Here is a 24,651-nt window from a genome sequence, read left to right as displayed (position 1 = left end):
TGTCTCCGGGCGGAGGCCGCTCGCGGGATTTATCAACGCGCACGGTACCGGCGCCGGCGCGCGACAACGGCCACCAGCGACGGGACCGGTCCCTGGTGACGGCGCCCGGTGACGACCCTGACGGTCACGGCGACGGCCAGGTGACCGCGACCGGATGGCGACCGGCGACAGCTACTGGTAACGGCCACCGGCGACGACCGGCGACGACCACCGGCGACGGCGACCGGCACGACCACCGGCACGACTACCGGCGACGTCAACCGACTACAACGACCGGCGACCCTCGACTACGGCGACCGGCGACCCTCGACAACGGCGACCGGCGACCCCGAGAACGGCGACCGGCGACCCCCGACTACGGCGACCGGGGCGACGCCCGCCTATCGGAGAGCGGGGAGCGCCAAACATTGACGCAACCAATCAGTTGCCATACTATTGCAACCGTTGGGTTGCTACTAAGGAGTGCATCATGGGATTTCCTGATCGAATCGAGCGGACCGTCGAGCTGGCGCATCCGCCGGAGAAGGTGTGGACGGCGATTACCACGGCAGAGGGGCTTGGCACCTGGTTCGGCAATGAGGCGAGCATCGATCTACGCCCCGGCGGCGAGGCCTGGCTGCGCTGGGACGAGCACGGCTCGCACCAACTGCGGGTGGAACGGGTCGAGCGCCCGCGCATCTTCGGTTTCACCTGGCAGATCTATGGCCTGCCCGCCGAGGATCCGCGCCGCACCTACGTGGAGTTCACCCTGGAACCCACCGGCGACGGCACCCGATTGACCGTCGTGGAGACCGGATTCGCGCAACTCGCCGCCGACGAACACAAGACCGCCCATTCCGGCAATGTCGACGGGTGGGCAAAGGAGCTCGGGGAACTGGTGACCTATCTCGATGCTGCCTGAGAACGAGGCGATCGCCGAACAGGTCTTCATCGCACTGGCCGATCCGAGCCGCCGTGCCATCCTGGCGGAGCTGGCCTCGGCAGGGCCCGCCACGGCCACCGATCTGGCCGCCGGGCTCCCGATCACCAGGCAGGCGATCGCGAAACACCTTGCGCTGCTGTCGGAAGCCGGGCTGGTCGTCGCCGAACCGGGCGAGCGTCGCCGTGTGCGTTACCGATTGCATTCGGCGCCCATGCGGGTGGCGCAGCAATTCCTCGCTGCGCTCGCCCGCGATTGGGACAGTCGGCTCGATGTGTTGAAGGACCATCTCGATCGGTCGTGAGGGCGTCGGGCGCGGCCTGCCGGAAGCCGCGCCCGACCGCCTACTGCGCGCGGTCGAGAATCAGGCGGCTCAGCGCGCCGGGGTCCTCCAGCATCGCGATATGCCCGACTCCGCGCAGGTATGCGATCTCGGCGCCCGGCACCGCCTCGTACTGGTGTGCCGATGCGGGATCCCACCGGGGATCGGAATCTCCGAAGATCACCAGAGCCGGCTTGCCGGCGTCGACGAGGCGCTCGGGCACGGACCGCGCGGCGATGTAGTCGCCGTTGGCGGCCAGGATCGCGCGCAGGGTTCGGTAGGACATCCCGCGCAGATCGGCCAGAGCCTCATCCGGCACCGTGACGGGAACCGCCGCCGTCGCCGCGACGGCCCGGCGGATCATCGAGTCGGTGCGAATCGCCCACACCAGCCGGCCGAAGGGTGGTGTGGACAGCAACCGGACGATCGCGGGCTCGGGAAGCAGCGCCGACAGACTTGGTCCCGTGCTGACCAGGATGAGTTCACCGACCAGGTCTGGCCGCCGCTCCACCAGTGCGGTGGCGACGTACCCGCCGCTGGAATGTCCGACCACCGTCGGGTTCCGGATGCCGAGCTCATCCAGCACCATCGCCGTCCGATCCGCTTGCTGCGCAACGGCGTACGTCGGCGCAGGCGCGGAGCGGCCGCATCCGGGAAGGTCGATCGTGATGACCCGGTAGCCGGTGGTCAGCGACGGAATCACCGGTGCCCAGGTGGCGCCGGTCGCGCCCGAACCGTGGACCAGTAGCACGGGCGGTGCGGCCGGGTCTCCGTCGACGGACACATGCACGCCGTGCACGGTCGTGTCGACACGAGTGCCTGCGGAAATCGAATCACTCATACCGATAGCGTCGCCGCGGATTCGGCGTCGGTATTGAACGAATGTCGGGCCGGCGTGCGGCGGTTAGCCTGGGAACCATGACCGCACCGGCCGGATGGGACTGGAGCCGGGTCGATGTCGTCGTCCCCGTCCGACGCCCCGCTCCGGGCGTCCGGATGGCCGGTTTCCGTTATCGCGACGTCGCTACCGTCGACCTGACGATGATCCCGCACCCCCTGGTCACGCTTCTGATCGATCTCGGTGAGAACGGCATCGTGTACGACGTACTCGGGCGGCCGATCGCGGGAAGCGCGATCGTCGGCCTGCACGGCGGTGCGATACGTATCGCCGGTGCCGGTTCGGGTGACGTCCTGCAGATCCGCTTGTCGCCCGTGGTCGCGGCGGCGGTGCTGCGCGACACCGACGTCATCGGCGGCGCCGTGACACCGATGGCGCGGCTGTGGGGCAATCGGTCCGCGGAGCTGACCGAGCGACTCCGCTCGGCGCCGTCGTGGGACGACCGGTTCGCCCTCGCCGCCGCGTTCCTGCGCAGCCGGGTACCTGGAAGGTTCGATGTCGCACCGGAGATCGCCTTCGCCTGGGACCAGGCCGTGCGCACCAGAGGTCTGGTCCGGATCCAGGCCCTCGCCGCGGAGACCGGCTGGTCCCGTCAGCGGCTCTGGTCTCGCTTCCGTGCCCATGTCGGGGTGACGCCCAAGCACGCGGCCGAACTCGTGCGTTTCGACCACGCCGCCCACCTGCTGGCGGCAGGGCGCCCGCCCGCCGACGCCGCGGTCGAGGCCGGCTACGCCGACCAATCCCATCTGCACCGTCGCACCAAGGCGATCACCGACCTGACCCCGGCCGCTGTGGCGCGAGCACCGTGGCTCGCGATCGATGACATCGCGTGGCCGCCGGACCTCACCACGTGAGGACGGGTTTGACGACCCGGCCCGCGCGTTGATCCGCGAGCGCGGAACCGATCTCGGTGTGCGGGTAGCAGGCGATGAGCCGCTCCACCGGCAGCAGACCGCGCCCGTGCAGCCGCAGTAGATGCGGAATGAATTCGCCAGGTACCGCATCGCCCTCCAGGCACCCGCAAATAGTCTTGCCGTGCAGCACGATCTCGCTGATATCGATCGGCGGCGTACCGGCGCCCAGCCCGACGGCGACCACCGTCGCACCCGTGGTGAGCGCGGCGACGGCATCACCGAGGACGCTCGCGACGCCGGTGGTGTCGAGGGCATGGGTCGCGCCGCCGCCGGTCAGCTCGCGGATCGCCGGGGTGGTGGGCGATTCCGCCGGGTCGATGGCGGCGTCGGCGCCGAGTTCACGGGCGAGGTCGCGGCGCGCGGCGGATGTTTCCACGACGGCGACACGAACTCCGGGGATCGTCCGGGCGGCCAGTAGCGCGGCCATCCCGACCGCGCCCGCACCGTAGATGGTCAACCAGGAGCCGGGCTCCGGGCGGAGGACGTTGAGCACGGCGCCCATGCCGGTTTGGAATCCGCATCCGAACGGTGCCGCCACGGCGAGGTCGATCGCGGAGCCGATGACGACGGTGTTGTCCTCGGCGGCGAGTGCGTACCCGGCGAAGCTCGACTGCCCGAAGAAACCGTCCAGCACCGAGGCGCCGTCGACGGTCACTCGTGGCTGCTCGTGCGCGCGCCGGCCGAACTGGTTCAACGCGTTCGCGCGCCTGCAGTAGGCCGGACGTCCGGCCCGGCAGTTCGCGCACGCGCCGCAATGCCGGAACGTCAGCACCACGTGATCGCCCGGTCGCACCGAACGCACGTCCGCGCCGACCGCCTCGACCACGCCCGCTCCTTCGTGCCCGAGCAGCACCGGCCGGTCGGCGGCGCCCGCGCGCCGGCTCACCAGGTCGGTGTGGCACACGCCGGCGGCGTGGATCCGCACCAGCACCTCACCGGCGCGTGCTCGGTCGACCTCGACCGTCTCGATCGTGAAGGGCGCGGACGGGTCACGCGAGAGCACCGCGGTCGTGCGCATCAAGACACCCGCTCCAACAGGAAGTAGAAATGCTCACCGCGCGAGAGCACCAGTTCGGGGCGCCCGTTCATGATGCCCATCAGAGTGGTCTCGTCGAGCCACTTGAAATGATCGAAGACCGCGCGCCCGTCGTAGACCATCGTCGCGGTGACCTCGCCGCGGAATTCGATATTCCACAGCGTCGCTTCGCCCTGCCCGAGTTCGACGTTCGAGAACAGGGTGCCGTCCTCGGCCCGGCAGATCAGTGGTTTCGCGTCGTCGAGCGCCAGGAACGTCTTGCCGTACCAGCGGCTGGCCGGCAGTGCCCGGCACAGCGGGTGGCCGGTCTGGAACGCGTCACCGCGCCATTCGCCGAGGATGTCCTCGGCGCGGGCGGGCCGCAGCCGGCCCCACAGGTCGTCCAGTTCGGCGGCCGAAACCCCCTCGGTCCGATCCCTGAGTTCCTGCCATCGCGCGGTCATCGTGTCCTCGTCTCGCCGGTTCCAGAACCGTTTGGTTCGCCAACGACCATAGTTCCGAACCAAATGGTTCGGCAAGCTACGATGCCGGCATGCGTGCGGCAGGTGAGGCGACCCGGGAGCGGATTCTCGCGGCGGCCAAGGCCGAGTTCGCGGAGTACGGCATCGCCGGAGCCAGGATCAACCGCATCGCCGCCGCGGCCCGGGCCAGCAAAGACCGGCTCTACGCCTACTTCCCCGGGAAACGCGAGCTCTACCTGGCCGTCACCGAACGCTGGACCGCCGAAACCACGGCCGAAACCGCCCTGCGCACCGACGATCTGCCCGGCTATGTGGGCCGGCTGTTCGACCATTTCGTCGCGAACCCGGACAACGCGCGCTTACAAGCCTGGTCCGAACTCGAACCCGCCGACGACGAGGACGTCGCCCGGGTGGTACGCCGCACCATCGACCCGAAACTCGCCGAACTGCGCCGCGGACAACAGGAAGGGCTGATCACCGCCGACATCCCGGCCCCGGCGCTGCTGCGCATGCTCACCGATCTGGCCCGCACCAGCGCCATGCACGCCGCGGTCGCGGGGCGGCGCGCGGGCGGGACGCAGCGGGCGGCGGCGCATCGGGCCGCGACCGTGCTGGCGGCCCGGCGACTCGTCGCGCCGTAGTGTGCCCGCGTTCCGGGCCGCCGTTTCCGCCGGTGCGCGCGAGGCGCATGATCGAACCACACCGACCCATAGGAGGAACCGTGTCCGTCGAGACCACTCGTATCGTGCTGGCGTCCCGTCCGGTCGGTGCGCCGCAGCCGGAGAACTTCCGCACCGAGACCGCCGAATTGCCCGAGCCCGGTGACGGCCAGGCACTGCTGCAAACGCTGTACCTGTCGCTGGATCCGTACATGCGCGGGCGGATGAGCGATGCACCCTCCTACGCACCGCCGGTGGCGATCGGCGCGACCATGGTCGGCGCCACCGTGTCGCGGGTGCTGGAATCGCGTGACAGTGCGGTGCGGCCCGGCGATATCGTGCTCGGGTACGGCGGCTGGCAGACCCATTCGCTGGAATCGGCGGCCTACCTGCGTCCGCTCGATCCGGCGAAGGCGCCGGTGACCACCGCGCTCGGCGTGCTCGGGATGCCGGGATTCACCGCCTACGCGGGGCTGCGCAATATCGGGAAACCGCAGCCGGGCGAGACGCTGGTCGTGGCCGCCGCCACCGGTCCGGTGGGGTCGGCGGTCGGGCAGATCGCGAAACTGGAGGGTGCCCGCACCGTCGGCATCGCCGGCGGCCCGGAGAAGGTGCGGCTGCTGACCGAGAAGTTCGGCTTCGACGCCGCCATCGACCATCGCGCCGACGACTTCGCCGACCAGCTGGCCGCCGCCACCCCGGACGGCATCGACGTCTATTTCGAGAACGTCGGCGGCGCGGTCCTGGACGCGGTACTGCCGCGGCTCAACAGCTTCGCCCGGATCCCGGTCTGCGGGCTCGCCGCCGCCTACAACGCGACCGAACTCCCGCCGGGCCCCGACCGCCTCGGCCTGCTCATGGGCCTGATCCTGCGCAAGAGCCTCACTGTGCGCGGCTTCATCCAGACCGAATTCGCGCCGACCCAGATGGAGGATTTCCTGCACCAGGCCACCGCCTGGGTCGCCGACGGCCGCCTGGCCTACCTCGAGGACATCGTGGACGGCCTGGACCAGGCGGTGACCGCGTTCCAGGGCCTGCTGGTCGGCAACAATGTGGGCAAGCTGCTGGTGCGCGTCGCCGAGTAGCGGAGCGGCGATACGCCAACCCCTCCGCCGAGTGATATCCGGGGAAGCGAATGCCGCGCCGATGCCACCGTCCCGGTCGACCCGGATGAGTCGGCCGAGCCGGCGGCGCGACGCGGGCACGAGGACAGCAGGCGTCGGCGGCCTGTCCGCGGGCGATGCGGGCGCCCGGCGGCTCGCGCGGTAGCATCCGGGGGCTCGGCGGGCGATGAGGAAACCGGTGAAATTCCGGTGCGGTCGCGCCACTGTGAACAGCCAGACCCTCTCCGGCGAGCGCTAACCCGCTGGGCGCGTCACCCGAGGAAGGTCTCACCCGTGATCCTGCTGCTGTCCACCTCCGACACCGATCTGCTGAGCGCGCGCGCCAGCGGCGCCGACTACCGGTGGGGCAACCCGGCGCGGCTGCTGGTGGAGGATCTCCCTGCCCTGCTCGACGGCGCCGACCTCGTCATCGTGCGCATCCTCGGCGGCAAACGAGCCTGGGAAGAGGGTCTGGACGCGGTCCGTGCCAGCGGTGTGCCGATGGTCGCCCTCGGCGGTGAACTCGCCCCCGACGCCGAGCTGATGGAATGCTCGACCGTGCCGGCCGGTGTCGCCGCCGACGCGCACAACTACCTGGCCGCGGGCGGTGCGGAGAATCTGCGGCAGCTGCACCACTTCCTCTCCGACACCGTGCTGCTCACCGGGCACGGCTTCGAGCCGCCGGTGCAACTGCCCAGCTGGGGGGAACTCGAGCGCGACGCCGCCGAGGTCGACGGCCCGACCGTCGCGGTCATCTACTACCGCGCCCAGCATCTGGCAGGCAATACCGCCTACATCGACGCGCTGTGCACCGCCATCGAGCAGGCCGGAGCCCGCCCGCTACCGCTGTACTGCGCCTCGCTGCGCACCGCCGAACCGGAACTGCTCGACACCCTGCGGGCCGCGGACGCCTTGGTCGTCACCGTGCTGGCCGCGGGCGGCACCAAGCCCGCGACCGCCTCGGCCGGCGGCGACGACGAGGCCTGGGATGTCGGGGCGCTCGCCGAACTCGATGTGCCGATCCTGCAGGGCCTGTGCCTGACCAGCGGCCGCGCCCAGTGGGAAGCCAACGACGACGGCCTCTCGCCGCTGGATGTGGCCACCCAGGTGGCGGTGCCCGAATTCGACGGCCGCATCATCACGGTGCCGTTCTCGTTCAAGGAGTTCGACGCCGACGGCTTGTCGACCTACGTCCCGGATCCCGAACGGGCCGCCCGCGTCGCCGGTATCGCGGTCCGCCATGCTCGGCTGCGCCATATCCCGGCCGCGCAGAAGCGGCTCGCGATCATGCTCTCGGCTTATCCGACCAAGCACGCCCGCATCGGCAATGCCGTCGGCCTCGACACCCCCGCCAGCGCGATCCGGCTGCTCACCGAATTGCGCGAAGCCGGTTACGATCTCGGCGACCCGAGCGAGGTTCCAGGTCTGAACGACCGCGACGGCGACGCCTTGATCCACGCCCTCATCGCCGCGGGTGGCCAGGACCCGGACTGGCTCACCGCCGAACAGCTGGAAGGCAACCCGATCCGCATCGGCGCCGCCACCTATACCGCGTGGTTCGAGGGATTGCCGGAGGATCTGCGCGAGGCCGTGGTCGAGGCGTGGGGTCCGCCGCCGGGTGAGCTGTATGTCGACCGCTCCGGCGATCCGGGCGGCGAGATCGTCATCGCGGCCATGCGTTTCGGCAATATCGTGCTGATGGTGCAGCCGCCGCGCGGTTTCGGCGAGAACCCGGTCGCCATCTATCACGACCCCGACCTGCCGCCGAGCCACCACTACCTGGCCGCCTACCGCTGGCTGTCGGCGCCGGAATCGGCGGGCGGATTCGGCGCCGACGCCATGGTGCATCTGGGCAAGCACGGCAATCTGGAATGGCTGCCGGGCAAAACGCTCGGCATGTCCGCCTCCTGCGGCACCGACGCCGCCCTCGGCGATCTGCCGCTGATCTACCCGTTCCTGGTCAACGACCCCGGCGAGGGCACCCAGGCCAAGCGCCGCGCGCACGCCACCCTGGTCGACCATCTGATCCCGCCGATGGCGCGCGCCGAAAGCTACGGCGACATCTCGCGATTGGAACAGCTGCTCGACGAGCACGCCAACATCTCCGCGCTCGACCCGGCCAAGTTGCCCGCGATCCGCCAGCAGATCTGGACGCTCATGCGTGCGGCGAAAATGGACCACGATCTCGGCCTGTCCGAACGCCCCGACGAAGACTCCTTCGACGACATGCTGTTGCACGTCGACGGCTGGCTGTGCGAGATCAAGGACGTGCAGATCCGCGACGGTCTGCACGTGCTCGGCCAGGCGCCCGAGGGCGAGATGGAGCTGGACCTGGTCCTGGCCATGCTGCGCGCCCGCCAGCTGTGGGGTGGTGAACAGAACGTGCCCGGCCTGCGAGAGGCGCTGGGCCTCAGCGAAGCCGGTGACGAGGCCCGGGTGCGAGTCGACGTGGTGGAAGCCCGTGCCCGTGAACTGCTCGCCGCGTTGCAGGCCGAGAACTGGTCGGTCGACGCGGTCGAGTCGCTGGTAAACGACTTCGCGACCGCGATCGACGCGGGCGATTCGTCCCCGTCGACGGACAGCGCCGCTTCGGGTACGGGCGCCGACGCCGTCACCGTCGCGCCGGCAGGTGGCCTCGCCGTGAGCGAGCGGGTGGCGGCGGTGAAGTCCGTGCTGCGGTTCGCCGCGACCGAGGTGGTGCCACGGCTGCGGGAGACGGGCATCGAGATCGCGCGCGTCCTGCACGCTCTCAACGGCGGTTTCATCCCCGCGGGGCCGAGCGGTTCGCCGCTGCGCGGCCTGATCAACGTGCTGCCCACCGGCCGCAACTTCTATTCCGTCGATCCGAAGGCCGTTCCGTCGCGACTGGCCTGGGAAACCGGTCAGGCGATGGCTGATTCGCTGCTCGCGCGCTACCTCGCCGACCACGGTGAATACCCGCGCTCGGTGGGTCTTTCGGTCTGGGGCACCTCCGCGATGCGGACCTCCGGCGACGATATCGCCGAGGTTCTCGCGCTGCTGGGTGTGCGGCCGGTGTGGGATGAGGCGAGCCGCCGCGTCACCTCGCTCGAGGTGATCTCCGCCGAGGAGCTCGGCCGTCCCCGCATCGACGTCACCGTCCGCATCTCGGGTTTCTTCCGCGACGCGTTCCCGCATGTGCTGGCCCTGCTCGACGACGCCGTCCGGCTGGTGGCCGCCCTCGAGGAACCGGCCGAATCGAACTACGTGCGCGCACACGCCCAGGCCGACCTCGCCGAGCACGGCGACGAACGCCGCGCCACCACCCGCATCTTCGGCTCCAAGCCCGGCACGTACGGCGCGGGCCTGCTGCAACTCATCGACTCCAAGAGCTGGCGCACCGACGACGACCTCGCCCAGGTGTACACCACCTGGGGTGGCTACGCCTACGGTCGCGACCTCGACGGTGCGCCCGCCGCCGACGATATGCGCACCGCCTACCGGCGAATCACCGTGGCCGCCAAGAACACCGACACCCGCGAGCACGATATCGCCGACTCCGACGACTACTTCCAGTTCCACGGCGGCATGGTCGCCACGGTCCGTGCACTGACCGGGCAGAATCCGGAGGCCTACATCGGCGACAGCACCCGCCCCGACGCCGTCCGCACCCGCACCCTGTCGGAGGAAACCTCCCGGGTGTTCCGTGCCCGCGTGGTGAATCCGCGCTGGCTGGAGGCCATGCGCAGGCACGGGTACAAGGGCGCGTTCGAGATGGCGGCGACCGTGGACTACCTGTTCGGCTACGACGCCACCACCGATGTGGTCGCGGACTGGATGTATGAGAAGTTGGCGGAAAGCTACGTCTTCGACGAGGTCAACCGCCGGTTCATGGAGCAGTCCAATCCGTGGGCGCTGCACGGCATCGCCGAACGCCTGCTCGAGGCGGCCGAGCGCAAACTCTGGGACGCCCCGGAACAGGAGACGTTGGACCGGCTGCGCCAGATCTACCTGGAGACCGAGGGCGAGCTCGAGTAGTTCCGGGGCTCGTCACCACGCGGTGCTCGCACCGGCACTCGCATGGCGTGCCGGTGCCACGTGAGGGGTCGGTGCGGAGTGTGCGCCCCGATGTGCCGTACGCGCAGCCGGCCGCGACGAGTGGAGCACTACGTCCACGGGCGTACCCACGAATCTGCCTGCGGGTGGATGTTCGCACCCGCCGACCCGCCCTACCGTGGGGTCCATGACCTGGAACGAACTGGCACACAGCAAATACGCGCTGCTCACCACCTACAAGAAGGATGGAACGCCGGTGGGCACGCCGGTATGGCTGGCACCCGACGGTGAGCGCATCTTGGTGTGGACGAACACCGGATCGTGGAAAGTCAAACGGCTGCGGCGCGATCCGCGGGTGACATTGCAGCCATGCGACAACCGCGGCCGTACCGATGGCGGCGACATCCGCGCCGGCACGGCAACGATCCTCGATGCCGGCGAAACCCAGCGCGTCCGCGAGGTGCTGGCCGCCAAATACGGCATCCTCGGCGCGCTGGCCGTGCGTGGGCACAAGCTGCTGCGCGGTGCCGACGCCTCGGTGGGCATCGCGATCAGCGAGCGCGCGGGCTGAACTCAGGCCGAGGCGGCGAGGCTGCCGGACAACCAGATCGCGGCCAGCTCGTCCAGCGGCAACCCCAGCACCTGGCTCAACGCCACTACGGTGCCGAACGCGGGGGAGGGCAGGCGGCCGGTTTCGATCTTGCGCAGGGTTTCCGGGGAGATGCCCGCCGCGCGCGCGACCTCGCCGAGCTCGCGGGCCCCGCGGGCCTCTCGCAGCCGGGCGCCGAGCCGGCGACCGGCTTCCACCTGGGCGGGGGTCAAGGGCAGACGAACCATGCGACCACCCTACGGCTGGTATTTTAATACCGCAATCTGGTATTAAAATACCGATGATGTCGATGTGGAGGTTGTGATGGTCGAGTTGAAGTCGCCCGAGGAGATCGAGCGCATGGCGGTGACGGGACGATTCGTCGCCGAGACCCTGGCCGAGCTGCGCGCCCGCGCGGCCGTCGGGGTGAATCTGCTGGAACTCGAGGCGGTGGTGCGCGACCGCATCCGGCAGCGTGGTGCGCAGTCGTGCTACTGGGACTACGCACCCTCGTTCGGCCGCGGGCCGTTCCGCAATACCGTCTGCCTGTCGGTGAACGATGCTGTGCTGCACGGACTTCCGTTCGATTACGCCCTGCGTGACGGCGATGTGCTGACCATGGATCTGGCCGTCTCCATCGACGGATGGGTCGCCGATGCGGCGACCACCGTGGTCGTCGGCACCGCCGCCGAGGAGGATCTGCGGCTGGTGCGGGCGACCGAGGAGGCACTGGAAGCGGCGATCGAGGTGGCGCAGCCGGGCAATCGGATCGGCGACATCTCCGCCGCCATCTCGGCCGTCGCCGCCGCCTACGGTTACCCGGTCAATTCCGAATTCGGCGGGCACGGCCTCGGGCGCACCATGCACGAGGATCCGCACGTATCCAATGTCGGTCGCCCGGGTCGCGGATTTCCGCTGCGGCCCGGGCTGACCATCGCCATCGAGCCGTGGTTCGCGCGCACCACCGACCGCATCGTCACCGACCCGGACGGCTGGACGATCCGCTCGGCGGACGGTTCACGGACCGCCCATTCCGAGCACACCATCGCCGTCACCGAGGACGGGCCGCGCATCCTGACGTCTGCGGCCTGATCGGCGGCTCATTCGCGTTCGTCGAGCCACTCCCGCAGGGCGTGGCTCGCGTTCACGTCGGCCGCGATGGTCGCGCGTTCGTCGTCGGTCAGTGGGGCCGCGCGCAGCGCCGCCCGATACGTGGCCGCGCGTTCGTCATCGCCCATGGCCACGGCAATCTCGCTCAGCGCGGCCCAGGCTCGGGCCAGGTCGACGGCGGGTGCGGTCGTGCGGTGGCGGCGGATGCCTACTTCCAGTACTCGGGCGGCGGCCTCGTCGTCATTGCGGAATTCGCGCAGGATTCGCGCATTGTCGAGCACGCGCGCCAATCCGGTCAGTGACGGGGAACCGCCGTACTCGAGTTCCATCGGTTCGTCGCGCTGGATATAGGTGATCCAATTGCCGTCCGGATCGACAACGCTGAACCTGGATTGCCCGGAGCGAAATCGGGTGATCCGCGGTTCGCCGGTGGCCGGAACCTTGCCGTACTGCGCGCGCAGGGCGGTGCTGAATGCGCGATGCCGCTCGGCCACGTCGTCGACCATGATCAGGCAGCCGTGCCACCCCTGCGCAGGCCCCTTGCCGTCCGGGGCATTGAAATGCACGGCGCATCCGTCGGCTTCGACCGCCCCGTACACGTAGGGGCGCGCCTGTTGATAGGTGACCGTGTAACCGAGGGCTCGATAGAAGTCGAGCGTGCGCGCCAGGTCGGCGGTGGGGAGCACGGGGACGGCGGTGTCGGGCATTCGTAGCCTCCGTAATCAAGTTTGACTACGCAACCCTAGGGCGGGGCGCTCTCGGAAGTCAAACTTGATTACCGGACGTGCGCGAGGGTCGAGTGGTATGCGGTCGGCACCGAACCTCCTCGCGCGGAAAGTGATCGGTCGAGATCGGCCGGTCATCTCCGGAGTCTGCTGTCGGAGCTGGAGATCAAGTTTGACTACCATGCGGTGAGCGGCTCGGGATCCGGGCCGCGCCCGCTGGAAGGAGTCCGATGTCGACGGTGCGGCTGCTGGTACTCGGAGTGATGCGCAGGCAGCAACCCACCCATGGCTATGCGGTGCGGCAGGAGTTGCTGTCGTGGCGAGCCGACACCTGGACCAACGTCAAGCCCGGGTCGATCTATCACGCGTTGAAACAGCTGACCCAGGAAGGCAAGTTGCGGGCCCTCGGCACCGAGGGCAGCAATCAGGGGCCGGGGCGGACGATATTCGAACTCACCGCCGCAGGCGAAGCGGAGTTCCGTGCCCTGATGGACGCTGCCCTGGTCAGCGTGGACATGGAAGAACTCGGCGCGGCCATCGCGTTCATGGACGCGTTGCCGCGCGCGCACGTCATCGCCAAGCTCCGCGAGCAACGCACGCGAAGCCGGGAGATGCGCGACGATCTGCTGGCGATGGTCCCCGATTTCCCCGGCCGGTATTCCGCCCCGCACGCGACCGACCTGCTGGAACTGTGGAGCGGGGTGTTCGAGAGCCTGTCCGGCTGGACCTCCGGGGTGCTGGCCCGGTTGGAGGCCGGGGAGTACCGCATGGCCGACGACGGGTGAGCTGCGCGCCGATCGCCTACCGTTGCCGTATGAGCGATGCGCGCACAGCTGTCGAAAAAGCCGACTACGTCCTGTTGACCACCTTCCGCAAGGACGGCACCCCGGTGCCCACACCGCTGTGGGCCGCCGCGGACAACGGAAAGATCTTCGTCTGGACTGTCACCGACAGCTGGAAGGTCAAGCGCGTGCGCCGCAACCCGTCGGTCACCCTGCAACCGTGCAACGCCAAAGGCACCCCGCACGGCACCCCCATCGACGGCACCGCCCGCATCCTCGACCCCGCCGAAACCGAGAATGTCCGCCGCCTGATCCGCAAGAAATACTTCATCCTCGGCCCCCTCGTCCTGCTCGGCAGCAACCTCCGCCGCGGCAAATCCGGCACCATCGGCCTCGAAATCACCCCGACGAGCTGATCCCTGGGCCCCTCCGGGGGCGTCAGGTGGCCTGGCTGACCGAGGACATGTGGAAGTCGGGGATGCGGAGTGGGGGCATGGCGGTTCGGGTGAACCAGTCTTTCCATTCGCGGGGGAGGGTGAGGGTGGTCGCGCCGGCTTCGGTGGTGCGGCGGAGCAGGTCGAGGGGGCTTTCGTTGAAGCGGAAGTTGTTGACGGCGGCGCTGACTTCGCCGTTCTCGATCAGGTAGACGCCGTCGCGGGTGAGGCCGGTGAGCAGCAGGGTGGCCGGGTCGACCTCGCGGATGTACCACAGCGTGGTGAGTAGCAGGCCGCGTTCGGTGCGGGCGATCATGTCGTCGAGGGTGGCGTCGGAACCTCCGGTCAGCAGTAGGTTCTCGCCGGGAACGGTGGTGGGGGCGTCGAATTCGGCGGCGGTGGCGCGGGGGTAGACCAGCGATTCGATGACGCCCTCGCGCAACCAATTCACCCGCTGTGCGGACAATCCGTTGTCGAACACCGACAGTGCCTCCGAGGACGCGGGCGTGGCGACGAACGGGCGGTATTCGAGACCGTTCGCACTCGGATCCGAATACAACGTGAGCGGCAGCTCGGTGAGCCGCTCACCGATGCGGGTGCCACCCGGCCGTGACAAGGCGGTGTGGCCCTCGTGCGCGCCGCGGCCTTCCATCGTCCAGGCCAGGTAGATCATCAGATCCGCCACCGCCGACGGCGGCAGCAACGTCTCATATCGCCCGGCCGGCAGCTCCACTCGCCGCGCCGACCAATCCAGCCGACGGGACAGTTCCGTTAGCAGCGCCGGCGTATTCACATCGGTGAAATCGCTGGTGCCGACGCCCACCCAGGCGCTGGCCAGATCGGCGCCGGTACCGCGCTTGCCGTTGATCTCCACCGAGCCGGTGGGCTGCACGTAGCGGCGCCGCAGGCCGGTGGAGGTACCGAGCCAGGTGGTGTGCATCTGGTGGTGGGCGAATCCGTAGAGGGTGTCGGTGCCGTCGAACCCGCGAGCCAGGTCGGCGGCAAGCCCGGTGAAGACCTCGATCCCGGTGCGGCCGGGCTCGCCCGCCCAATCCGGCGCATCGGGCGCTCCGTCCGGCTCCAGCAGCGGCATCGCGTCGCGCGCCGGTTCGGCCGTGCGCGCGGCCTGCTCGCTGGCGCGGACCACGGCCTCGACATCGGCGCCGTCCACGCTCGTCGCGGTGACGCTGCCGACGCGCGCGAGGTTCGGGCCTTCCCGGAACACCGAGACCACCGCCCACTGCCGCGAGATCGACGACCCGTTGGTGGTCATCGAATTACCCGCCCACCGCAGCGACGCCTCGTGCGCGTCGGTGACGATGACCATCGCCTCATCGGCCTTCGACAGCGCCAGCGCCTGTTCGACCACCGCCCCACCGGGCACAATCGCCGCGCCGGTCCCGTTCACTGCCCTGCCTCCGTCCGCGTGTTGAGAACATTGATGCCGCGCACCAGGATCGACGGGCAGCCGTGACTGACCGCCGCCACCTGACCGGGCTGCGCCTTCCCGCAGTTGAACGCGCCGCCGAGCTGCCAGGTGGACGGCCCGCCGACGGCTTCCATCGCGCCCCAGAAGTCGGTGGTGGTGGCCTGGTAGGCGACGTCACGCAGCTGCCCGTCCAGCTTGCCGTCGCGGATGCGGAAGAACCGCTGTCCGGTGAACTGGAAGTTGTAGCGCTGCATATCGATCGACCAGGATTTGTCGCCCACGATGTAGATGCCGTCGTCGACCCGGGAGATCAGCTCCTCGGTGCTGGTGTCGCGGTGCGGATCCGGTTGCAGCGATACATTGGCCATCCGCTGGATCGGCACGTGGTGTGGCGAATCCGCGTAGGAGCAGCCGTTGGAACGTTCGAGACCCAGGCGCGGCGCGAACACTCGATCGAGCTGATAGCCGACCAGGAGACCGTCGCGCACCAGATCCCAGCGCTGGCCCGCGACGCCTTCGTCGTCGTAGCCGACGGTGGCCAGGCCGTGCGGTTCGGTGCGGTCGCCGGTGACGTGCATGATCGGGCTGCCGTACCGCAGCATGCCGAGCAGATCGGGCGTGGCGAAGGAGGTACCGGCGTAGGCGGATTCGTAGCCGATGGCGCGATCGTATTCGGTGGCGTGGCCGATGGATTCGTGGATGGTGAGCCACAGATTGGTCGGATCGATGACCAGGTCGGTGGGCCCGGCGACGACGCTCGGCGCCTTCACCTTCTCGGCCAGCCACTCCGGCATCCGGGCGAGTTCGCCTGCCCAGTCCCAGATTCCGTCGGCGCCGGTGACGTACTCCCAGCCGCGGCCGGCCGGTGCGGCGAGTGTGCGCATCGTTTCGAACACCCCGGCCGCCGCATCGACGGTGATGGCCTCGAGCTGTGGATGCAACCGCACCCGCTGCTGGGTGATCGAGGAGCCCGCGGTGTCGGCGTAGAAGGTCTGCTCTTTGACCTGCAGGACCGACGCCGTCACGTGGTCGACGCCGTCGGCGGCCGACAGCCGTTGCGAATACTCCTGCAACAGCGCCACTTTGTCGGTGGTCGGCACGGTGAACGGGTCGAGATCGTAGGCCGAGACCCATTCCACGCCGTCGTAGCGTGGCTCGGCGGCCAGCTCCACCCGTTCGCGGTTGAGCGCGCGCAAGGTGGTGGCGACGGTGACGGCGCGGCGCGCGACCTCGGCCGCCGAACCGGGCGTGAGTGCCGCATGCGAGGCGAAACCCCAGGTGCCGTCGACGATCACCCGCACCGCCAGCCCGAGTTCGGCGGAATCGGCGACCGATTCCACGCGCCCGTCGCGCAACCGGATGGATTGGGTGACCAGCCGATGCACCCGCAGATCCGCATGTGACGCGCCGGCAGCGGTGGCGGCCGAGAGCGCGGCGTCGGCCAGCGCGGCCAATGGCAGCGAGGTGAATTCGGCGTCGACGCCGTGGTGTGGGCCGCCGGTGCCCGCGTCGGAAGTCGGGATGCTCACCCAGCACACCGTAGTCGGTGCCACCGACAGCCGCTGCCGAATAGTTGCCGCGCGCAGTGGTATCGAACGGGGACGCGGCGCTCGCGCCTACCACGCCCGCGCGGTCAGATGTCGTACTGTGCCCGCGTGCCGCCTTCCGCCCTCCGTGATCGCAAACGCGAACGTACCCGCCGCGCCCTGCTCGAGGCCGCCGTCGAACTGTTCGAGACCAGAGGCTACGAAGAGACGACCGTGGCCGATATCGCCGCTGTCGCCGAGGTGGGCACTCGCACCTTCTTCAACTATTTCGCCAGTAAGGAAGAGTTGCTGTTCCCCGAACCCGATGACCGGGTGCGGGCGGCGGTGGTCGCGATCGCCTCGCGGCGGCCGGGGGAGCGGCCGGTCGAGGTGCTGCTACGAGCCTTACGCGCGGCCGGCGACAATCCCGGCGAACATCTCATCGACGATCTCTACGCCCGGATCGCCGCGCTGCGGGCCCAGGTGTCACGCACCGTGCCGGCGGTGAGCGGCCGCGCGGCGCACGCCCAGCTGGTCGCCCAGCGCGAGATCGCCAGGCAGTTGCACGCGGCGTTCCCGGCGGAATTCGACGAGGTCGGCGCGGCGGCGCTGGTCGGTGCCGTGGTCGGCGCGGTGTCGGGTGCGCTGACGGTGCTGTTCCAGGGCCCGCAGATCGGCATCGAGGACGGTGAACGGTTGCAGCGCAAGATCCACGAGACCACCTCCGAGGTGTTGCGGCCCTGGCTCGCGCGGGTCTGACCGTCAGCCGAACTGCTGCCAGCCCAGCCGCAGCACCATCGCGATCACGACCACCAGCAACACCACGCGGACGAACTCCGCGCCTCGACTCAATGCCATCCGCGAGCCGACCACCGCGCCCGCGATATTGCCCACCGCCATCGCCGCGCCGAGTGCCCACAGGATGTGCCCGGTCGCGCCGAAGAAGATCAGCGCGCCCACATTCGATCCGCAGTTGATCACCTTGGCCATCGCCGCGGCACGGACGAATTCGGTGCCGAGCAGGGTGGCGAAGGTGATGATGAGGAAGGTGCCGGTGCCGGGCCCGAGTAGTCCGTCGTAGAAGCCGATCAGCCCGGCCGCCAACGCCACCACGAGGATGAACTTGCGCCGGGTCGGTGGATGCGTGGCGAGGGTGACCCCCACCGACGGACGCGCGGTGACGAAGATGGCCACCCCCACCAGAACCACGAGCACGATCGGAATGAACAGCTCCCGATCGATCAGCGAGACCGCCGCAGCGCCGATCGCCGCGGCCACCGCCGAGATCAGCGCCGCCGGCAGCAGTACCCGCCAGCGGATCGGCACCCTGCGGGAGAAGGTCACCACCGCCGCGGTCGTACCGGCCACCGCGGAAAGCTTGTTGGTGCCGAGTGCTGTTTGCGGCGCGATGCCCGGCGCGACCAGCAGCAGGGTCGGCAACACGATCAGACCGCCGCCGCCGACCACGGCATCCACCCAGCCCGCGGCTGTCGCCGCGGTCAACAGAACCGCCCAGTCGGTGATCTCCACGGCCCAAGACAACCAGAAACATCCCATGAACCGGGCGCCGGGTCGGGCCCGCGTGCGCGCCGTCACGGGCCGGTCTCCGGGCCACCCATACCCTGAACGGCATGCGCAGGTTCAGTCTGTGGCTTCGCGGCAAGCCCATCGTCGCCGACTCGATGCTGGCCGGTGTGCTGCTGGTGCTCGACGTCCTCGGCGTCTCCACCGCGCACAACAAGGTGGCTTTCGTGGCGCTGTCGCTGGTGTTGCCGCTGCCGATGATCCTGCGCCGGGTCTATCCGCGGCTCATGGCGGCCGCCGTGCTCGGGCTGTCGATCACCACGACCGCCGTCAGCTACCTCACCGAGGAAGAGTCCGAGCACGTCGCGCTGCTCGGGCTCGGCATCATGCTCTACACGCTGGTGGCCTATGTGGGCCGCCGCGACGGGCTGTTCTTCCTGGCGGGCCTGGTCCTCGATACCGGACTGTCGATGCTGGCGACGGGGTTCCCGGCCGGGACCGATCTGGCCTTCGTCATCGTGCTGTACGCCCTGTGCTGGACCCTGGCCGAATTCATCGGCGCCCGCCACGCCTACGACACCGAGGTCGCCGCCCGGCTGGCGGTGGCCGATTACGATCGGGAACGTCGCGCCCACGACGCGGTGTCGGCCGAGCGCACCCGCATCGCCCGCGAATTGCACGATGTGGTGGCGCACGCGGTGAGCGTCATCATCGTCCAGGCCGACGGTGCGAAATACGCACTGCGCCACGACCCCGACGCCGCCGAACAGGCCGTCACCACCATCGCCGCGACCGGCCGCGAAGCGCTGCGCGAACTGCGCCGCACCGTCGCGCTGCTGCGCACCGAGCACGCACCCGACCAACTGCCCCAGCACGGGACCGCGGGCTTGGCGAAGGTGGTGGAGATGATGCGCGGCACCGGCCTGGCGGTGGAACTGGAAATGACCGGCGAGCTCGACGACATCGCCCCGGAGATCAGCCTCGGGGTGCACCGCATCGTGCAGGAATCGCTGACCAATACCCTGCGCCACGCCGGCGCCCATCCCAAGGCCTGGGTGCGGGTGCAGCGCCGCGACGACGACATCCTCATCGAGGTCACCGACTCCGGCGGCGTGCCGGTGCAGGAACCGGAGAACCGCATCACCGGCAGCGGGCTCGGGCTTGCCGGAATGCGTGAACGGGTCGCGGTGCTCGGCGGAACGATGGAAGCGGGCCGCACCCCCGACGGCTCGTGGCGGGTGCGGGCCACCATCCCCTTGGTCCAGCCCGACTGACCCGGCCGCCGATAGGCGCCTGCCGAGCCCACTACGCTGTGGTGCGTGCCGATCACCGTTCTCGTCGTCGATGACCAGGAACTCATGCGCATGGGTCTGAAAATGGTGCTCGGCGCGCACCCCGACATCGAAGTGATCGGTGAGGCCGCCAACGGCGCGCTCGCGGTGACCCAGGCGAGCGAACTGCGACCCGATGTGGTGCTGATGGATGTGCGGATGCCGGTGGTCGACGGCGTCACCGCCACGACGCAGATCGTGGAAGCCGGGCACGGTAGCCGGGTGCTGGTGATGACCACCTTCGATCTCGATGAACACGCCCTCGGCGCACTGCGCGCCGGCGCCAGCGGCTTCCTGCTCAAGGACACCCCGCCGGAGGATCTGATCTCGGCGATCCGCAGCGTCGCCGCCGGCGACGCGGTGGTCTCACCGAAGGTCACCAAACGCCTGCTCGACCGCATGATCAGCGAGAATCCCGGCCGCACCCGCGATCCCGGCGTGCTCGACGTGCTCACCGCCCGCGAACGCGAGGTGCTCGAACAGATCGCCGCAGGCCGCTCCAACGCCGAGATCGCCACCCAGTTGTTCCTGTCCGAAGCGACGGTGAAAACCCACGTCGGTCGAGTGCTGACCAAACTGGGTCTGCGCGACCGGGTGCAAGCGGTCGTGCTTGCCTATGAAACTGGGCTGGTCCGCCCCGGCGGGTGAGCCCGGCAACCGTGCGTGCGCACCGGGAGAAAATCCGGGGCACCGGACGTTGAGAGGGTAGATCGTCCGGAAGGAACGTCATGCCCGCAGTTGTTTTCCTCGCCTACCTCGTCGTCGAGATCGCCGCCTTCGTCGGTGTCGTCCAGCTGATCGGCGTCATGCCCGCCATCGTCGTGCTCATCGCCTGCTCGGCCGCGGGAATGCTGCTCATCGGCTCGCAGGGCAGGCGGGTGTTCGAGCAGTTCCGCCGCGCCGGACGCGGGGAGATCACGCCGGGTACCGCCGTCGCCGACGGTGCGCTGGTGGCCTCGGGCAGCGTCTTGATGTTCGTGCCCGGCCTGGTCACCTCGGTGCTCGGGCTGCTGCTGCTCCTGCCGCCGACCAGGGCGCTGCTGCGTCCGCTGGTGGCGGCGGTGACCACGCGCCGGATGCAGCGGGTGGCCGCGCGCATGCCGTATCGCGGTGTGGTCATCGACGGTGACGAGGTGGTCGACGGTGTCGTCGTCACGGAGTGGTACGACGACCCGCGCCCCGGCACCAGGCGCGCCATCGGCGGCGCCTGAGACCGGCGCCGAGATCGGTGCGGCGAGGTGATCGGCACCGCACCCGCCGGTGCCCGGGCACGGATGCGGCACTGGCAGACTGGTCGACCGTGAGTACCCAGTTGCTGGTCGGCGGTCGTATCTACAGTTCCAGTTCCCCGGACGCGACCGCGATGGCGGTCACCGACGGCACGGTGGTGTGGCTGGGCGCCGACCGGGTGGGCCGCGCACTGCACCCCGACGCCGAGATCGTCGATCTGGACGGCGCTTTCGTCGCACCGGCCTTCGTGGAACCGCACCTGCACACCACCGCGCTCGGTCTGCAACTGACCGGACTCGACCTGTCCGGCGCGCGTTCGCTGGCCCACTGCATGGAACTGCTCGCCGGCTTCGCCGCGGCCCATCCGGGTGCGGTGATCATCGGGGACGGCTGGGATGAGACCCGCTGGCCCGAACACCGGCCCCCCACCGCCGCCGATATCGATGCCGCACTCGGCGCCGAAGCGGGCAGGCACGTCTATCTCTCGCGCGTCGACGCGCACTCCGCGGTGGTCTCCACCGCCGTTCTGGATGCCGTACCGGGGCTCAGCGCGGCCACCGGTTTCAGCCGCGCCGAACCACTGCGCGCGCAGGCCCACCACCTGGTGCGCGCCGCGACGCTGGCCGCGCTCGACCGCGACCAGCGCGACGCCGCCCGGCGCGCGGCGCTCGACCACGCCGCCGCGCACGGCATCGTCGCCGTACACGAATGCGCGGGCCCGGAGATCTCCGGGGAGGCCGACGTCCGCGAACTGCTCGCCTTCGATCACGGCGTCGAGGTCCGCGTCAACTGGGGGCAAGCGGTGACCAGCGCGGACGATGCGCGTGCGCTGATCGCGGACCTCGGGGTGCACGCGCTGGCCGGTGACCTGTTCGTCGACGGTTCGCTCGGCTCGCGCACCGCCTGGCTGCGCGAACCGTACGCCGACGGCGACGGCACCGGGTTCGGCTACCTGGACGCCGAGGCGATCGCCGCGCATGTGCGGGCCTGCACCGAGGCCGGGATCCAGGCCGGATTCCATGTCATCGGCGACGCCGCGATGGACGCCGTGGTCGCCGGTTTCGGCGCCGTGGTCGACGCACTGGGCGGCCCGGCGGTGGCCGCGCGCGGGCACCGGATCGAGCACGCGGAGATGATCGACGCCGACCAGATCACGAAACTGGCGGCATGGGGCGTCATCGCGAGCGTGCAGCCGGCGTTCGACGCCGCGTGGGGCGGCCCCGACGGCATGTATGCCGCACGGCTCGGCGCCGAACGCGCCGCCGGGCTGAATCCGTTCGCGGCCATGGCCTCGGCGGGTATCTCGCTGGCCATCGGCTCGGATGCCCCGGTCACCGCCCTCGACCCGTGGGCCGCCGTGCGCGCGGCCACCGAGCATCGCACGCCAGGTCACGGGGTGTCGCCGCGTGCGGCCTTCGCCGCGGCCACCAGGGGCGCGTGGCGCGCGGGCGGGGTCCGCGACGGCGTCGCGGGCACACTCGTACCCGGAGCGCCGGCCTCGTACGCGGTGTGGGAGGCCGGTGACCTCGTCGTGGCCGCGGCCGCCGATTCCGTGCAACGCTGGTCGACCGACCCGCGCTCGCGCGTTCCCGGTCTGCCCTCGCTCACCCCGGACCACGCCCTGCCGCGCTGCCTGCGCACGGTGCACCGGGGAGTGACCATCTATGGCGGCTGAGTCCGCCGGTTTCCGGTCGCGCCCGGCTGCGCTGTTCGACCGGCACCCGGTGCTCGTTCGGGCGGTCGCGGCCGTCGTCTCCGGCGTGCTGCTGTTCGGCAGTTTTCCCCCGCGACCGTGGTGGTTCCTGGCGCCTGCCGGTATCGCGCTGCTGACGCTGACCGTACGCGGCGCCGACAAGCTACGCGCTGGCTTCGGCTACGGGCTGCTCGCCGGGCTCGGGTTCTTCCTGCCGCTGCTGCCGTGGACGGGCATCTATGTCGGCCCGGTGCCGTGGCTGGCGCTGTCGGCGGCGTGCGCGGTCTACATCGGGCTGTTCGGCCTGATGGCCCGGCTGCTCGGCACGCTGCCGGGGTGGCCGGTCTGGATCGCGCTCGCCTGGACGACAGCGGAATGGGGGCGTTCCAGTTTTCCGTTCGGCGGATTCCCGTGGGGGCGGCTGGCTTTCGGCCAGGCCGACGGCTGGTTTCTGCCACTGGCCGCCTACGGCGGGGCACCGCTGATCGGTTTCGCGGTCGCGCTGACCGGCACCGGCATCGCGGCTCTGGTCGTGGCGGTGCGGTCCGCCGGAGGCCGTCGGCGCGCGGCCCTCGCCGCGGTTGTCGTCATCGCGGTCATGCCGGTGGCCGGGCTCGCGTTGCGCCCCACGCTGCCCGCCCCCGATGCCGGTGAATCGACCGTCACCGTCGCCGCCATCCAGGGCAGCGTGCCCAGGCTCGGCCTGGACTTCAACGCCCAGCGCCGCGCCGTCCTCGACAACCACGCACGCCGCACCGAACAGTTGGCCGATGACATCGCCGCGGGCCGTGCGCCGCAGCCGGATCTGGTGATCTGGCCGGAGAACTCCTCCGATATCGACCCGCTGCGCAACGCCGACGCCGCCACCATCATCACGCGCGCCGCGCGCCGTGTAGGCGCTCCCATCCTGATCGGTGCGGTGCTGGTGAACGACGACCGCACCACCACCAACTCGATGATGGTCTGGACCGAGCAGTCCGGCCCCGCCGATCGGCACGACAAGCGCATCATCCAGCCCTTCGGCGAGTACCTGCCGATGCGCGGGTTCTTCCGGCTGTTCTCCGAATACGCCGACCGCGCCGGATATTTCGTGCCGGGACACGGCGACGGCACGGTCGGCATCGCCGGCGTCGACCTTGGCGTGGCGACCTGTTACGAAGTGGCCTTCGATCGTGCCTTCCGTGATGCCATGGCCGCGGGCGCGCAGTTGCTGACGGTGCCGACCAACAACGCGACCTTCGGCGACAGTGAGATGACCTATCAGCAGCTGGCCATGTCGCGGGTGCGCGCGGTGGAACACGGGCGCGCCCTCGTCGTCGCGGCGACCACCGGCGTCAGCGCCATGATCACCGCCGACGGGGCGGTGCGTCAGCACACCGAACTGTTCGTCCCCGCCGCGTTGACCGCCGACCTCCCGCTGCGGAGTTCGACGACCCCGGCCACCCGGCTCGGCGCGGCACCGGAGTGGGCGGCCATCGTTCTCACTGCCGCCGCGTTGGTCGTCGCGGCAATCCGCTGGCGAACCCGGCGCCCGAATGAGCCGACCGAGCGAGCGTCTTCGCCCGAATTTCCGGCGCATCCGTCCGCGCGATAGGCGCTGCGCTAACCGGACGCCCGTTATCTGTCCGGTTCGATCGAACGCGCGGTCTTGCGGCGCGGGCGAATTCCCGGTTCGCCCGACGATAGCCGTCGCCCAGCGGGACCGGCACGTCAGCGTGCCATTTTCCGGCATTCCTGTCGGAAAGTTTCCGGTACCCGCCCGATAGCGAAAATGTAGCTGTCCAAAGTGGCGTTGTGCCAAGGCCGTTGGAAGTGAAACAAATCCGAACCCTCGGCCATCCGGCCGCCATGACGCTCCGAATCATCATTCGTGGACTACGTCCTACGGCTAGGCGCGTGCGCGCCGACCGTGTGGTGCTCGGGGAGTTGCGTGAACAGCGGCAGAACGGAGT

General features: G+C 69.8%; 24 protein-coding genes. 16 read left to right on the top strand and 8 right to left on the bottom strand.

What is annotated here, in order from left to right; genetic code table 11:
* The first annotated feature begins 469 nt into the window (after positions 1–469).
* Together AC4HOU_RS02975 and AC4HOU_RS02970 are read left to right on the top strand one after the other, a co-directional pair.
* Positions 470–901, top strand: coding sequence for an SRPBCC domain-containing protein (locus AC4HOU_RS02975; RefSeq protein WP_194992808.1), 432 nt, complete (start codon positions 470–472; stop codon positions 899–901).
* Positions 891–1,223 (top strand): ArsR/SmtB family transcription factor, encoded by a 333-nt coding sequence (locus tag AC4HOU_RS02970; protein WP_163810644.1) that lies wholly within the window; start codon positions 891–893, stop codon positions 1,221–1,223. Before AC4HOU_RS02975 ends, AC4HOU_RS02970 begins: the two co-directional genes overlap by 11 nt.
* A 40-nt stretch (positions 1,224–1,263) precedes the next feature.
* Here AC4HOU_RS02970 and AC4HOU_RS02965 read toward each other — a convergent pair whose 3' ends face one another.
* Positions 1,264–2,082: an alpha/beta fold hydrolase gene (locus AC4HOU_RS02965; RefSeq protein ID WP_195019559.1), complete on the bottom strand. Its 819-nt coding sequence runs from the start codon at positions 2,080–2,082 to the stop codon at positions 1,264–1,266.
* Positions 2,083–2,159: 77 nt separating this feature from the next.
* Between AC4HOU_RS02965 and AC4HOU_RS02960 the strand changes: the two genes are divergently transcribed.
* Positions 2,160–2,993, top strand: coding sequence for an AraC family transcriptional regulator (locus AC4HOU_RS02960; RefSeq protein WP_228815097.1), 834 nt, complete (start codon positions 2,160–2,162; stop codon positions 2,991–2,993).
* Here the strand turns inward: AC4HOU_RS02960 and AC4HOU_RS02955 are convergent.
* Positions 2,983–4,071, bottom strand: coding sequence for an NAD(P)-dependent alcohol dehydrogenase (locus tag AC4HOU_RS02955; RefSeq protein ID WP_490724106.1), 1,089 nt, complete (start codon positions 4,069–4,071; stop codon positions 2,983–2,985). The two genes, AC4HOU_RS02960 and AC4HOU_RS02955, sit on opposite strands and share 11 nt — an antisense overlap.
* Positions 4,071–4,532, bottom strand: coding sequence for a DUF4334 domain-containing protein (locus AC4HOU_RS02950; RefSeq protein WP_163810650.1), 462 nt, complete (start codon positions 4,530–4,532; stop codon positions 4,071–4,073). Before AC4HOU_RS02950 ends, AC4HOU_RS02955 begins: the two co-directional genes overlap by 1 nt.
* A gap of 89 nt (positions 4,533–4,621) precedes the next feature.
* On the opposite strand from AC4HOU_RS02950, the gene AC4HOU_RS02945 reads away from it, so the two are divergent.
* The 4 genes from AC4HOU_RS02945 (at position 4,622) to AC4HOU_RS02930 (ending at position 10,897) form a co-directional block, all read left to right on the top strand.
* Positions 4,622–5,191 carry a TetR family transcriptional regulator gene (locus tag AC4HOU_RS02945; protein WP_195019557.1) on the top strand — a complete coding sequence of 190 codons (570 nt, stop codon included), beginning with the start codon at positions 4,622–4,624 and terminating at the stop codon, positions 5,189–5,191.
* Between the two features lie 47 nt (positions 5,192–5,238).
* Positions 5,239–6,294 carry an NADPH-dependent curcumin/dihydrocurcumin reductase gene (locus tag AC4HOU_RS02940; protein WP_163810654.1) on the top strand — a complete coding sequence of 352 codons (1,056 nt, stop codon included), beginning with the start codon at positions 5,239–5,241 and terminating at the stop codon, positions 6,292–6,294.
* Positions 6,295–6,606: 312 nt separating this feature from the next.
* A complete protein-coding gene (cobN, locus tag AC4HOU_RS02935) occupies positions 6,607–10,308 on the top strand; it encodes a cobaltochelatase subunit CobN (RefSeq protein WP_490724105.1) in 3,702 nt (1,233 codons plus the stop codon).
* Between the two features lie 205 nt (positions 10,309–10,513).
* Positions 10,514–10,897, top strand: coding sequence for a PPOX class F420-dependent oxidoreductase (locus AC4HOU_RS02930; RefSeq protein ID WP_163810658.1), 384 nt, complete (start codon positions 10,514–10,516; stop codon positions 10,895–10,897).
* 2 nt (positions 10,898–10,899) lie between these two features.
* Here AC4HOU_RS02930 and AC4HOU_RS02925 read toward each other — a convergent pair whose 3' ends face one another.
* Positions 10,900–11,163, bottom strand: a complete 264-nt coding sequence (locus AC4HOU_RS02925; protein WP_163810660.1) for a helix-turn-helix transcriptional regulator — start codon at positions 11,161–11,163, stop codon at positions 10,900–10,902.
* A 76-nt stretch (positions 11,164–11,239) separates the two neighbouring features.
* Here AC4HOU_RS02925 and map point away from each other — a divergent pair, with 76 nt between their 5' ends.
* The gene (gene map, locus AC4HOU_RS02920; protein ID WP_490724104.1) at positions 11,240–12,007 is read left to right on the top strand and encodes a type I methionyl aminopeptidase; all 768 of its coding nucleotides are present in this window, start codon (positions 11,240–11,242) and stop codon (positions 12,005–12,007) included.
* Positions 12,008–12,015: 8 nt separating this feature from the next.
* On the opposite strand, the gene AC4HOU_RS02915 is transcribed toward map, so the two are convergent.
* Positions 12,016–12,732 (bottom strand): DUF8817 family protein, encoded by a 717-nt coding sequence (locus tag AC4HOU_RS02915; RefSeq protein ID WP_490724103.1) that lies wholly within the window; start codon positions 12,730–12,732, stop codon positions 12,016–12,018.
* A gap of 248 nt (positions 12,733–12,980) precedes the next feature.
* Here AC4HOU_RS02915 and AC4HOU_RS02910 point away from each other — a divergent pair, with 248 nt between their 5' ends.
* Together AC4HOU_RS02910 and AC4HOU_RS02905 are read left to right on the top strand one after the other, a co-directional pair.
* On the top strand, positions 12,981–13,535 hold the full coding sequence (locus AC4HOU_RS02910) for a PadR family transcriptional regulator (protein ID WP_163810666.1): 555 nt from the start codon (positions 12,981–12,983) through the stop codon (positions 13,533–13,535).
* Between the two features lie 29 nt (positions 13,536–13,564).
* On the top strand, positions 13,565–13,948 hold the full coding sequence (locus AC4HOU_RS02905) for a PPOX class F420-dependent oxidoreductase (RefSeq protein WP_195019554.1): 384 nt from the start codon (positions 13,565–13,567) through the stop codon (positions 13,946–13,948).
* 22 nt (positions 13,949–13,970) lie between these two features.
* Here the strand turns inward: AC4HOU_RS02905 and AC4HOU_RS02900 are convergent, their stop codons facing one another.
* Positions 13,971–15,353, bottom strand: coding sequence for a metallopeptidase TldD-related protein (locus AC4HOU_RS02900; protein ID WP_490724248.1), 1,383 nt, complete (start codon positions 15,351–15,353; stop codon positions 13,971–13,973).
* Positions 15,354–15,370: 17 nt separating this feature from the next.
* Entirely contained in the window at positions 15,371–16,918 is a 1,548-nt protein-coding gene (locus AC4HOU_RS02895; protein ID WP_490724247.1) for a TldD/PmbA family protein, read from the bottom strand.
* A 132-nt stretch (positions 16,919–17,050) separates the two neighbouring features.
* Here AC4HOU_RS02895 and AC4HOU_RS02890 point away from each other — a divergent pair, with 132 nt between their 5' ends.
* The gene (locus AC4HOU_RS02890; protein WP_231855939.1) at positions 17,051–17,680 is read left to right on the top strand and encodes a TetR/AcrR family transcriptional regulator; all 630 of its coding nucleotides are present in this window, start codon (positions 17,051–17,053) and stop codon (positions 17,678–17,680) included.
* Positions 17,681–17,683: 3 nt separating this feature from the next.
* On the opposite strand, the gene AC4HOU_RS02885 is transcribed toward AC4HOU_RS02890, so the two are convergent.
* The gene (locus AC4HOU_RS02885) at positions 17,684–18,451 is read right to left on the bottom strand and encodes a TSUP family transporter (RefSeq protein WP_194990269.1); all 768 of its coding nucleotides are present in this window, start codon (positions 18,449–18,451) and stop codon (positions 17,684–17,686) included.
* Between the two features lie 101 nt (positions 18,452–18,552).
* Between AC4HOU_RS02885 and AC4HOU_RS02880 the strand changes: the two genes are divergently transcribed.
* The 5 genes from AC4HOU_RS02880 (at position 18,553) to lnt (ending at position 24,293) form a co-directional block, all read left to right on the top strand.
* Entirely contained in the window at positions 18,553–19,719 is a 1,167-nt protein-coding gene (locus AC4HOU_RS02880; protein ID WP_490724102.1) for a sensor histidine kinase, read from the top strand.
* Between the two features lie 45 nt (positions 19,720–19,764).
* Positions 19,765–20,424: a response regulator gene (locus AC4HOU_RS02875; RefSeq protein ID WP_163810676.1), complete on the top strand. Its 660-nt coding sequence runs from the start codon at positions 19,765–19,767 to the stop codon at positions 20,422–20,424.
* A gap of 80 nt (positions 20,425–20,504) precedes the next feature.
* A complete protein-coding gene (locus AC4HOU_RS02870; RefSeq protein WP_163810677.1) occupies positions 20,505–20,987 on the top strand; it encodes an FxsA family protein in 483 nt (160 codons plus the stop codon).
* 89 nt (positions 20,988–21,076) lie between these two features.
* On the top strand, positions 21,077–22,681 hold the full coding sequence (locus AC4HOU_RS02865; protein ID WP_490724101.1) for an amidohydrolase: 1,605 nt from the start codon (positions 21,077–21,079) through the stop codon (positions 22,679–22,681).
* Complete coding sequence (gene lnt, locus AC4HOU_RS02860) at positions 22,671–24,293, top strand: apolipoprotein N-acyltransferase (RefSeq protein ID WP_195019552.1); 1,623 nt, start codon at positions 22,671–22,673, stop codon at positions 24,291–24,293. Before AC4HOU_RS02865 ends, lnt begins: the two co-directional genes overlap by 11 nt.
* Positions 24,294–24,651 lie beyond the last annotated feature (358 nt).

The organism is Nocardia sp. JCM 38205, assembly GCF_058222935.1.
Note: the sequence above shows the minus strand (reverse complement) of the source record. Positions and strands in the feature narration are given on the sequence as shown.

Bases quoted from the DNA above. Each gene is read 5' to 3' on its own strand.
- AC4HOU_RS02975 (WP_194992808.1), top strand. From the start codon at position 470: ATGGGATTTCCTGATCGAATCGAGCGGACCGTCGAGCTGGCGCATCCG.
- AC4HOU_RS02970 (WP_163810644.1), top strand. From the start codon at position 891: ATGCTGCCTGAGAACGAGGCGATCGCCGAACAGGTCTTCATCGCACTG.
- AC4HOU_RS02965 (WP_195019559.1), bottom strand. From the start codon at position 2,082: ATGAGTGATTCGATTTCCGCAGGCACTCGTGTCGACACGACCGTGCAC.
- AC4HOU_RS02960 (WP_228815097.1), top strand. From the start codon at position 2,160: ATGACCGCACCGGCCGGATGGGACTGGAGCCGGGTCGATGTCGTCGTC.
- AC4HOU_RS02955 (WP_490724106.1), bottom strand. From the start codon at position 4,071: ATGCGCACGACCGCGGTGCTCTCGCGTGACCCGTCCGCGCCCTTCACG.
- AC4HOU_RS02950 (WP_163810650.1), bottom strand. From the start codon at position 4,532: ATGACCGCGCGATGGCAGGAACTCAGGGATCGGACCGAGGGGGTTTCG.
- AC4HOU_RS02945 (WP_195019557.1), top strand. From the start codon at position 4,622: ATGCGTGCGGCAGGTGAGGCGACCCGGGAGCGGATTCTCGCGGCGGCC.
- AC4HOU_RS02940 (WP_163810654.1), top strand. From the start codon at position 5,239: ATGATCGAACCACACCGACCCATAGGAGGAACCGTGTCCGTCGAGACC.
- AC4HOU_RS02930 (WP_163810658.1), top strand. From the start codon at position 10,514: ATGACCTGGAACGAACTGGCACACAGCAAATACGCGCTGCTCACCACC.
- AC4HOU_RS02925 (WP_163810660.1), bottom strand. From the start codon at position 11,163: ATGGTTCGTCTGCCCTTGACCCCCGCCCAGGTGGAAGCCGGTCGCCGG.
- map (WP_490724104.1), top strand. From the start codon at position 11,240: ATGGTCGAGTTGAAGTCGCCCGAGGAGATCGAGCGCATGGCGGTGACG.
- AC4HOU_RS02915 (WP_490724103.1), bottom strand. From the start codon at position 12,732: ATGCCCGACACCGCCGTCCCCGTGCTCCCCACCGCCGACCTGGCGCGC.
- AC4HOU_RS02910 (WP_163810666.1), top strand. From the start codon at position 12,981: ATGTCGACGGTGCGGCTGCTGGTACTCGGAGTGATGCGCAGGCAGCAA.
- AC4HOU_RS02905 (WP_195019554.1), top strand. From the start codon at position 13,565: ATGAGCGATGCGCGCACAGCTGTCGAAAAAGCCGACTACGTCCTGTTG.
- AC4HOU_RS02880 (WP_490724102.1), top strand. From the start codon at position 18,553: ATGCGCAGGTTCAGTCTGTGGCTTCGCGGCAAGCCCATCGTCGCCGAC.
- AC4HOU_RS02870 (WP_163810677.1), top strand. From the start codon at position 20,505: ATGCCCGCAGTTGTTTTCCTCGCCTACCTCGTCGTCGAGATCGCCGCC.
- lnt (WP_195019552.1), top strand. From the start codon at position 22,671: ATGGCGGCTGAGTCCGCCGGTTTCCGGTCGCGCCCGGCTGCGCTGTTC.